The sequence below is a fragment of the Streptomyces sp. RK62 genome (assembly GCF_018070255.1).
Lineage (GTDB): Bacteria > Actinomycetota > Actinomycetes > Streptomycetales > Streptomycetaceae > Streptomyces > Streptomyces nigra.
The window spans coordinates 244,725-253,772 of sequence record NZ_JAGPYD010000014.1; the positions used below are offsets into that span (position 1 = coordinate 244,725).

A 9,048-nucleotide genomic window follows, 5' to 3' on the forward strand; every position below is an offset into this window, starting at 1 on the left:
CAGGCGTACCACGCCCCCTCTCGATCATGTCGGGGACGACAAGCGTGGGAGGTAAGACCGTGAGCAGCACACTCTTCCGGACGAAGAGAGTCGAGCAGTCCATCCGCGACACCGAGGAGCCCGAGCACGCGCTCAAGAAGTCGTTGTCAGCGCTCGACCTGACCGTCTTCGGCGTCGGCGTCATCATCGGTACCGGCATCTTCGTGCTCACCGGAACCGTCGCCAAGGACAACGCCGGGCCCGCCGTGGCCCTGGCGTTCGTCGTCTCCGGCATCGCCTGCGCGCTGGCCGCCCTGTGCTATGCCGAGTTCGCTTCCACGCTCCCCGTCGCCGGTTCGGCGTACACCTTCTCGTACGCCTCCCTCGGGGAGCTGCCCGCCTGGATCATCGGCTGGGACCTGGTGCTGGAGTTCGCGCTCGGCACGGCGGTGGTGGCCGTCGGCTGGTCGGGCTACATCCAGTCCCTGATGGACAACGCGGGCTGGGAGATGCCGGCGGCGCTCGGCAGCCGGGAGGGCGCCGACACGTTCGGCTTCGACATCCTGGCGGCCGCGCTCGTCCTCGTCCTGACCTTCATCCTCGTCCTCGGCATGAAGCTGTCGGCGCGGATCACGTCCCTGGTCGTGGCGATCAAGCTGGCCGTCGTGCTGACGGTGATCGTCGCCGGCGCGTTCCTGATCGACGCCGACAACTACGACCCGTTCATCCCGAAGAGCCAGACCGTGGATGCCGGAGCCAGTCTCGACTCGCCGCTGATCCAGCTGATGTTCGGCTGGGCACCGTCGAACTTCGGCGTCATGGGCATCTTCACCGCCGCCTCCGTCGTCTTCTTCGCCTTCATCGGCTTCGACGTCGTGGCGACGGCCGCGGAGGAGACCAAGAACCCGCAGCGTGACATGCCGCGCGGCATCCTCGGCTCCCTCATCATCTGCACCACGCTGTACGTCCTCGTGTCGATCGTCGTCACAGGCATGCAGCACTACACCAGGCTCTCCGTGGACGCCCCGCTGGCCGACGCGTTCAAGGACACCGGGCACCCCTGGTACGCGGGCTTCATCAGCTTCGGCGCCGCGGTCGGCCTGACGACGGTCTGCATGATCCTGCTGCTCGGCCAGACCCGTGTCTTCTTCGCCATGAGCCGCGACGGACTGCTGCCCCGGTTCTTCTCGCGCGTCCACCCGCGCTTCAAGACCCCGCACCGCCCGACGATCCTGCTCGGCGTGCTCATCGCCGTCCTCGCCGGCTTCACCCCGCTGACCGAGCTGGCGGCGCTGGTGAACATCGGCACGCTGTTCGCGTTCGTGGTCGTCGCGATCGGCGTGATCATCCTCCGCAAGACCCGCCCCGACCTGCCCCGGTCCTTCCGCACCCCCTGGGTGCCGGTCCTGCCGATCCTGTCGGTGTGCGCCTCGCTGTGGCTGATGATCAACCTGCCCGCCGAGACGTGGGTCCGCTTCGCCATCTGGATGGCCGTGGGCTTCGCCGTGTACTTCCTCTACGGCCGCACCCACAGCCGTCTCGCCCGCGGCGAGGACGAACCCGCGGAGGTGAAGTAGCAGGCGGACGTGGAGTAGCGGGCGGTGCCCGCCCGGGGCCGCGTACGGCAGGCCGGTTACGGCAACACCGTACGCGGCCCCGTCACGTCGGCGCCCAACCTCCGCACCCGCCGCCGCAGTTCCCGGTCGGCGGTCACGACCAGCACGGGCCGTCCGGCCGCCTGCTCCACCAGCGCGACGATGTGGTCGTCGCCGCTGCCGGGGGCGGACTCCACCCGCACCCCCGGGACGCTCTCCACGCCCCGGGCGGCCCCCTCCACCACCAGGACGACCTCCACGGGACCGTCGTGCCCCGGCACCCCGTCCGCCTTCGTCAGCCGGTCCCGCAGCCGCTCCGCGGCCCCTCGGCGGTCCCGCCACCAGCCGTCGGGCACCGACCCGACGACGTTCGCGGCGTCGATGACCACCAGCAGGGAGTTGTCCTCGTCCATACCGCCAAGGGTCGCACGCGGCTCGTCCCTAAGGGCTGTCGGGAAAGCTCGCGAAGTACGCCGCCGCCATGTCCTCGTCCCCGTGGCCCTGCGCCTGCGCCCGGGCGAACCGTTCCGCGCTCGCCGCGGCCACGTCCAGCCGGGCGCCGTGGCGCTCACCCGCCTCCACGATGAGCCGCGCGTCCTTCGCCGCCGTACGGACCGCGAAGGCGGCCGGGGACAGGTTGCCGTCCAGCACCAGGCCCGCCTTGGCGCGCAGGTACCCCATGTCGAGCGGACCGCCGTCGATCACCTCGAAGAACCGCCGCGGGTCCACACCGAGCGCCTCGGACAGGGCCAGCACCTCACCGGCGGCGTTCGTCACCGCGAGGACCCAGCTGTTGGCGACCAGCTTCAGCCGGGTGGCGGTACCGGCCGCGCCGTCCTCCCCGGTCCACACGGTCCGGGACCCCACGGCGTCGAACACGGGCTGCACCACCGGCCGGCTCTCGGCCGGACCCGCCGCCAGCACGGTGAGCGTGCCGGCCTCGGCGGGCTGCCGGGTGCCCAGCACCGGGGCGTCGTAGAAGACGAGACCGTGCTCGCGGGCGAAGCCGGCCAGCTCGGCGATGCCCTCGAGACCGGCGGTCGTCGACTGCGCCCACACCGCCCCGTCGCGCAGGCCCGGCGCCGCCTCCCGCATGACCTCCAGCGTCGCGGGGCCGTCGTACAGCATGGTCAGCACGACGTCGGCGTCCCTGACCGCCTCGGCGGGGGTATCGGTCACCAGGGCGCCGTCGGCGGCCAGCGGCTCGGCCTTGGCCCGGGTGCGGTTCCAGACCCGGACGGTGTGCCCGGCCTTCACGAGGTTGCGGGCCATCGCGGCGCCCATGATGCCGGTGCCCAGGACGCTCACGGTGAACTTGTCGGTCATTGCGTCGACTTCCTGTCTCGGTACGGATGGTGCCGTGGTCCAGCTTGCCCGGGGGCGGCGCGTTCCGCCGAGCGGCACCCGCATAGGGTGAAACGGTGAACGGCGACTGGCTCATCCGCGGCCGCGACGGCCGCCTCAGCGTCTATCTGCCGACCGACGAGGCCGTGCTGTGCCGGGCGGAGCAGGCACCCGGCGGCCCCTGGGGATCCGCCCGCCGGATCGGCGGGGAGCAGAAGCTCCGCCCCGGCCCCGCCTTCGGCCACGGCGCCGACGCCTACACACATCTGGCCGCCTGGCGCCCCACCAAGCCGGGCGAGTCGGGCCTCGTGCACTCCACGCACTTCAGGCCCCGGCTGGCCGCGCTGGACTGGGTCCCCGTCGGCCACCCGGACGGCAGCGGCGACCGTACGGGCCTGCCCGCCGTCACCGCCGACGCGCAGGGCCGCGCCCATGTGTTCGTCCGCAACACGGCGGGCGGTGTCAGCCTGCGCGCCCAGAAGCAGACCGGAGGCTGGGAGCCCTGGCGGGACCTCAAGGGCCGGGACGTCCATGAGCAACTGGCCGCCGTGGCGGGGGAGTCCGGCCTGGTCGAGCTGTTCGCGGCCGTCCCGGGCGCCCTGCTGCACTGGCGGCAGGAGGAGCCGGGCGCCGTCCCCGTCCTCCAGGAGGCGCTGGAGACCTCCGTCCGGCCGGGCACGCTGTACGCCCTGGCCACCTCCGCCGAGCACACCACGCTCTTCTACGCCGAGGACTCCGGCGATCTGTGCGCCTGGCGCCCCGGCGCCAAACCGGTCACCCTCCTGCCGTCCGCCGGGCCGGGACCGGTGTCCGCGGTCCGCTGCCGACTCGACGGCCACGACTGCACGGTGCTCGCCCAGCGCTCGGCGAGCGGCCGCGTGGCCTTCGCCGCGTATCCGACGGAGCAGGAGTCCGCGGGGGCGTGGTGGACCGAGTCGGGGCCGCAGCTGCCGTCCGACGCGGTGGTGGCGCTCGCGCTGGACGAGGAGGAGCGGATCGTCGCGGCGACTCTGTCACCGTCGACCGGCCACCTCCTGCTCACCCGCCGTAAGGACGAACCCGGGCTGGCCCTGGAGGCCTGGCGGGAGGTCTGAGGCGCCTCATGGGCGGGGGGCGACCCCTGACGGGGCGACTGCCGGTCGTTCGTGGTTGCTCGCGCGGTTCCCCGCGCCCGTGACAGAACGCCGGTGCCCCGCACACCGACAGGCGTGCGGGGCACCGGCGTTCGCAGCGAAGCGCTTACGCGGGGACGGAGGCCACGCCCGGCGCCAGGAACCGCTTGCCGTTCACACGCTCGGAGACACCCTCGCGGTCCAGGTACGGCGTGATGCCGCCCAGGTGGAAGGGCCAGCCGGCGCCCGTGATCAGGCACAGGTCGATGTCCTGGGCCTCGGCGACGACGCCCTCGTCGAGCATGATGCCGATCTCCTGGGCGACCGCGTCCAGGACCCGGTCGCGGACCTGCTCCTCGGTCAGCACGGTGTCGCCCTGCTTCAGCAGCGCGGCGACCTCCGGGTCCAGCTCCGGCTTGCCGGAGTCGTAGACGTAGAAGCCGCGCTTGCCCGCCTTGACGACGGCCGCGAGGTTCGGGGAGACCGTGAAGCGGTCCGGGAAGGCCCGGTTGAGGGTCTCCGAGACATGCAGACCGATCGCGGGGCCGACCAGCTCCAGGAGCACCAGCGGGGACATCGGCAGACCGAGCGGCTCGACGGCCTTCTCGGCGACCTCGACCGGGGTGCCCTCGTCGATGACGTTCTGGATCTCGCCCATGAAGCGGGTGAGGATGCGGTTCACGACGAACGCCGGGGCGTCCTTCGTCAGGACCGCGGTCTTCTTCAGCTTCTTGGCGACGGCGAACGCCGTGGCCAGCGAGGCGTCGTCGGTCTTCTCGCCGCGGACGATCTCCAGCAGCGGCAGCACCGCGACGGGGTTGAAGAAGTGGAAGCCGACGACCCGCTCGGGGTGCTTGAGCTTCGACGCCATCTCCGAGACGGAGAGGGACGAGGTGTTGGTCGCGAAGATGGCGTGCGCCGGGGCGACCGCCTCGACCTCCGCGAACACCTGCTGCTTGACGCCGATCTCCTCGAACACGGCCTCGATGACGAAGTCCGCGTCCGCGAAGCCCTCGGCCTTGTCCAGCACACCGGACACCAGCGCCTTGAGGCGGTTGGCCTTGTCCTGGTTGATCCGGCCCTTGCCGAGCAGCTTGTCGATCTCGGCGTGGACGTAGCCCACACCCTTGTCGACGCGCTCCTGGTCGATGTCGGTCAGCACGACCGGCACCTCGAGGCGGCGCAGGAAGAGCAGCGCGAGCTGGGAGGCCATCAGACCGGCGCCGACGACACCGACCTTGGTGACCGGGCGGGCCAGGTTCTTGTCCGGGGCGCCGGCGGGGCGCTTGCCGCGCTTCTGCACCAGGTTGAACGCGTAGATGCCGGCGCGCAGTTCGCCACCCATGATCAGGTCGGCGAGCGCCTTGTCCTCGGCGTCGTAACCCTGCTGCAGGTCGCCGTTCTTGGCGGCGGCGATGATGTCCAGGGCGCGGTAGGCGGCGGGGGCCGCGCCGTGCACCTTGGAGTCGGCGATGAACCGGCCCTTGGCGACGGCCTGGTCCCAGGCCTCACCGCGGTCGATCACCGGGCGCTCGACCTCGATGTCGCCCTTCAGCACCCGGGCGGTCCACAGGAGGGACTGCTCCAGGAAGTCGGCACCCTCGAAGAGGGCGTCGGCGATGCCCAGGTCGAAGACCTGCTGCCCCTTGAGCTGCTTGTTCTGGTTGAGGCTGTTCTCGATGATGACCTGGACGGCCTTCTCCGCGCCGATCAGGTTCGGCAGGATCGTGCAGCCGCCCCAGCCGGGGACCAGACCGAGGAAGACCTCGGGCAGCGAGAACGCCGGCAGCGCCTTCGAGACGGTGCGGTACGCGCAGTGGAGACCGACCTCGACGCCACCGCCCATCGCGGCGCCGTTGTAGTACGCGAAGGTCGGCACGGCGAGACCGGAGAGGCGCTTGAAGACCTCGTGGCCGCCCTTGCCGATGGCCAGCGCGTCCTTGTGCTCCTTCAGCAGCTCGACGCCCTTGAGGTCGGCGCCGACGGCGAAGATGAACGGCTTGCCGGTGATGCCGACACCGACGATGTCACCGGCGGCGGCCTCGGCCTCGACCTGGTCGATGGCCTTGTCGAGGTTCGCCAGCGACTGCGGGCCGAACGTGGTCGGCTTGGTGTGGTCGAAGCCGTTGTCCAGCGTGATCAGGGCGAAGCGCCCGGCGCCGAACGGCAGGTCGAGGTGGCGTACGTGCGCGCTCGTGACGACCTCGTCCGGGAACAGCTCGGCCGCGCCCTTCAGGAGCTCAGCGGTGGTGCTCACTTGTTGCCTCCGGCGTCCTTGTGGTGCGGGTTCTCCCAGATCACGGTGGCGCCCATGCCGAAGCCGACGCACATCGTGGTGAGGCCGTAGCGGACCTCCGGCTGCTCCTCGAACTGGCGGGCCAGCTGCGTCATCAGACGGACGCCGGAGGAGGCCAGCGGGTGACCGAAGGCGATGGCGCCGCCGTACTGGTTGACGCGCGCGTCGTCGTCGGCGATGCCGTAGTGCTCCAGGAACGCGAGGACCTGGACGGCGAAGGCCTCGTTGATCTCGAACAGTCCGATGTCGTCGATGGACAGACCCGCCTGCGCGAGGGCCTTCTCCGTGGCCGGGATCGGGCCGTAGCCCATGACCTCCGGCTCCACACCCGCGAAGGAGTAGGAGACGAGGCGCATCTTCACCGGGAGGTTGTTCTCGCGGGCGAAGTCCTCGGAGGCGATGAGGGAGGCGGTGGCGCCGTCGTTCAGACCGGCCGCGTTGCCGGCGGTGACCCGGCCGTGGACGCGGAAGGGGGTCTTCAGACCGGAGAGGTTCTCCAGGGTGGTGCCCGGGCGCATCGGCTCGTCGGCGGTGACCAGGCCCCAGCCGGTCTCGCCGGCCTCGGGGTTGGTGCGGCGCACCGAGATCGGCACCAGGTCGGCCTGGATCTTGCCGTCGGCGTACGCCTTGGCGGCCTTCTCCTGGGAGCGCACGGCGTACTCGTCGGCGCGCTGCTTGGTGATCGTCGGGTAGCGGTCGTGCAGGTTCTCGGCGGTCATGCCCATGAACAGGGCGGACTCGTCGACCAGCTTCTCGCTGACGAAGCGCGGGTTGGGGTCCACGCCCTCACCCATGGGGTGGCGGCCCATGTGCTCGACACCGCCGGCGATGGCGATGTCGTACGCGCCGAAGGCGACCGATCCGGCGACCGTGGTGACGGCGGTCAGGGCGCCGGCGCACATACGGTCGATGGAGTAGCCGGGCACCGACTGCGGCAGGCCCGCGAGGATGCCGGCCGTGCGGCCGATGGTCAGGCCCTGGTCGCCGATCTGCGTGGTCGCGGCGATGGCGACCTCGTCGATCTTCTTGGGGTCCAGGTCCGGGTTGCGGCGCAGCAGCTCCCGGATCGCCTTCACGACGAGGTCGTCGGCGCGGGTCTCGTGGTAGATGCCCTTCGGGCCCGCCTTGCCGAACGGGGTGCGGACGCCGTCGACGAAGACGACGTCCCTGACGGTACGAGGCACGATGGCTCTCCTCCAGGGTGCGGGATGGCACTACTGCTGCGCGACACGCTGAGCGCGCGCTCAGGGCTCATGCTACTTATGAGTAACGTAGCTGCACAGTCCTGGCGTGGGGAGCGGCGAAGGTCACACCGCCCACCCGGCCCGCACTCCGGCCGCATCCGTAGATCTTGGCGCGATCTCGCCGTACCTCCCGGCCGCCACGCCTCCCCGAAGGAGCCCGCCTCAGGCCGACAGCGCGGCCACCAGCACCGGCGTGACCAGCTCGACCTGCCACGGCCGGGCCCCGTGCCCGGACAGCGCCCGCGCCACCGAATCGGCGCTCACCGACTCCGGCGGCTCCCAGCACACCCGCCGCACCGTGTCCGGCGTGATCAGGTTCTCCTGGGGCATGCTCAGCCGCTCGGCCAGCGCCGACACCGCGGCGCGCGCCGTCGCGAGGCGGGCGGCGGCCGCCGGGTCCTTGTCCGCCCAGGCCCGCGGCGGCGGGGGGCCGGTCACCGGCTGGCCCGGCGCGGGAAGCTGCGCCTCGCTCAGCTCCTTGGCCCGGTCGACCGCGGACTGCCACTGCTCCAGCTGCCGCCGGCCCATCCGGTGCCCGAACCCGCTCAGCGCCGCCAGCGCGTGCGCGTTCGCCGGCATGGACAGCGCGGCCTCCACGATCGCCGCGTCCGACAGCACCTTGCCCGGCGACACGTCGCGCCGCTGCGCGATCCGGTCCCGGGTCTGCCACAGCTCCCGCACCACGGCGAGCTGCCGGCGCCGGCGCACCTTGTGCATCCCGGACGTCCGCCGCCAGGGGTCCTTGCGCGGCTCGGCGGGCGGCGCCGACGCGATCGCGTCGAACTCCTGCAGCGCCCACTCCAGCTTGCCCTGCCGGTCCAGCTCCTTCTCCAGGGCGTCCCGCAGGTCCACGAGCAGTTCCACGTCGAGGGACGCGTACCGCAGCCAGGGCTCGGGCAGCGGCCGGGTCGACCAGTCGACGGCCGAGTGCCCCTTCTCCAGGACGAAGCCGAGGACGCTCTCCACCATGGCGCCGAGGCCCACGCGCGGGAATCCGGCGAGCCGCCCGGCGAGCTCGGTGTCGAACAGCCGGGTCGGCACCATGCCTATCTCCCGCAGGCACGGCAGGTCCTGGGTGGCCGCGTGCAGCACCCACTCGGTGTCCGCGAGGGCCGCGCCGAGATCGGAGAGGTCGGGGCAGGCGACGGGGTCGATCAGCGCGGTGCCCGCGCCCGCGCGGCGCAGCTGCACGAGATAGGCGCGCTGGCCGTAGCGGTACCCGGACGCGCGCTCGGCGTCGACGGCGACGGGCCCGGAGCCGGCGGCGAAGGCGGCGATCACCTCGGCGAGCGCCGCTTCGTCGGCGATCACAGGCGGAATGCCCTCGCGGGGCTCGAGCAGAGGGATCGGCGCCTTCTCGGCGGAGGATCCGCCGTCGTCCGGAGGGCCGCCTCCGGTGGTTCGCAGTGAAGTGTCTGCTGCGGTCTCTTGGGCGTCGGTCACCTGTCAAGGGTATCCGTGGATGGACGGCGCCTGCC

7 protein-coding genes are annotated in these 9,048 nt (G+C 71.8%); 2 read left to right on the plus strand and 5 right to left on the minus strand.

Annotation, left to right across the window (positions count from 1 at the left end):
• Positions 1-59: 59 nt before the first annotated feature.
• Positions 60-1,556: an amino acid permease gene (locus KBY32_RS26745; RefSeq protein WP_055621978.1), complete on the plus strand. Its 1,497-nt coding sequence runs from the start codon at positions 60-62 to the stop codon at positions 1,554-1,556.
• A 56-nt stretch (positions 1,557-1,612) separates the two neighbouring features.
• Here the strand turns inward: KBY32_RS26745 and KBY32_RS26750 are convergent, their stop codons facing one another.
• Positions 1,613-1,987 (minus strand): NTP pyrophosphohydrolase, encoded by a 375-nt coding sequence (locus tag KBY32_RS26750; RefSeq protein ID WP_210981926.1) that lies wholly within the window; start codon positions 1,985-1,987, stop codon positions 1,613-1,615.
• Positions 1,988-2,015: 28 nt separating this feature from the next.
• The gene (locus KBY32_RS26755) at positions 2,016-2,900 is read right to left on the minus strand and encodes an NAD(P)-dependent oxidoreductase (RefSeq protein ID WP_210981927.1); all 885 of its coding nucleotides are present in this window, start codon (positions 2,898-2,900) and stop codon (positions 2,016-2,018) included.
• Between the two features lie 95 nt (positions 2,901-2,995).
• On the opposite strand from KBY32_RS26755, the gene KBY32_RS26760 reads away from it, so the two are divergent.
• A complete protein-coding gene (locus tag KBY32_RS26760; protein ID WP_210981928.1) occupies positions 2,996-4,012 on the plus strand; it encodes a hypothetical protein in 1,017 nt (338 codons plus the stop codon).
• Positions 4,013-4,157: 145 nt separating this feature from the next.
• Here the strand turns inward: KBY32_RS26760 and KBY32_RS26765 are convergent, their stop codons facing one another.
• The 3 genes from KBY32_RS26765 to KBY32_RS26775 all read right to left on the minus strand — a co-directional run bounded on the left by KBY32_RS26765 (position 4,158) and on the right by KBY32_RS26775 (position 9,013).
• Positions 4,158-6,287, minus strand: a complete 2,130-nt coding sequence (locus tag KBY32_RS26765; protein WP_055621974.1) for a 3-hydroxyacyl-CoA dehydrogenase NAD-binding domain-containing protein — start codon at positions 6,285-6,287, stop codon at positions 4,158-4,160.
• Positions 6,284-7,510, minus strand: coding sequence for an acetyl-CoA C-acyltransferase (locus KBY32_RS26770; protein ID WP_055621973.1), 1,227 nt, complete (start codon positions 7,508-7,510; stop codon positions 6,284-6,286). The genes KBY32_RS26765 and KBY32_RS26770 overlap by 4 nt, the downstream gene beginning before the upstream one ends.
• A 222-nt stretch (positions 7,511-7,732) precedes the next feature.
• The gene (locus tag KBY32_RS26775) at positions 7,733-9,013 is read right to left on the minus strand and encodes a ribonuclease D (RefSeq protein ID WP_210981929.1); all 1,281 of its coding nucleotides are present in this window, start codon (positions 9,011-9,013) and stop codon (positions 7,733-7,735) included.
• Positions 9,014-9,048: the final 35 nt, after the last annotated feature.

What these genes read in the sequence shown, in the direction of transcription:
- KBY32_RS26750 (WP_210981926.1), bottom strand. Translation starts at nt 1,987, where the DNA reads ATGGACGAGGACAACTCCCTGCTGGTGGTCATCGACGCCGCGAACGTC.
- KBY32_RS26755 (WP_210981927.1), bottom strand. Translation starts at nt 2,900, where the DNA reads ATGACCGACAAGTTCACCGTGAGCGTCCTGGGCACCGGCATCATGGGC.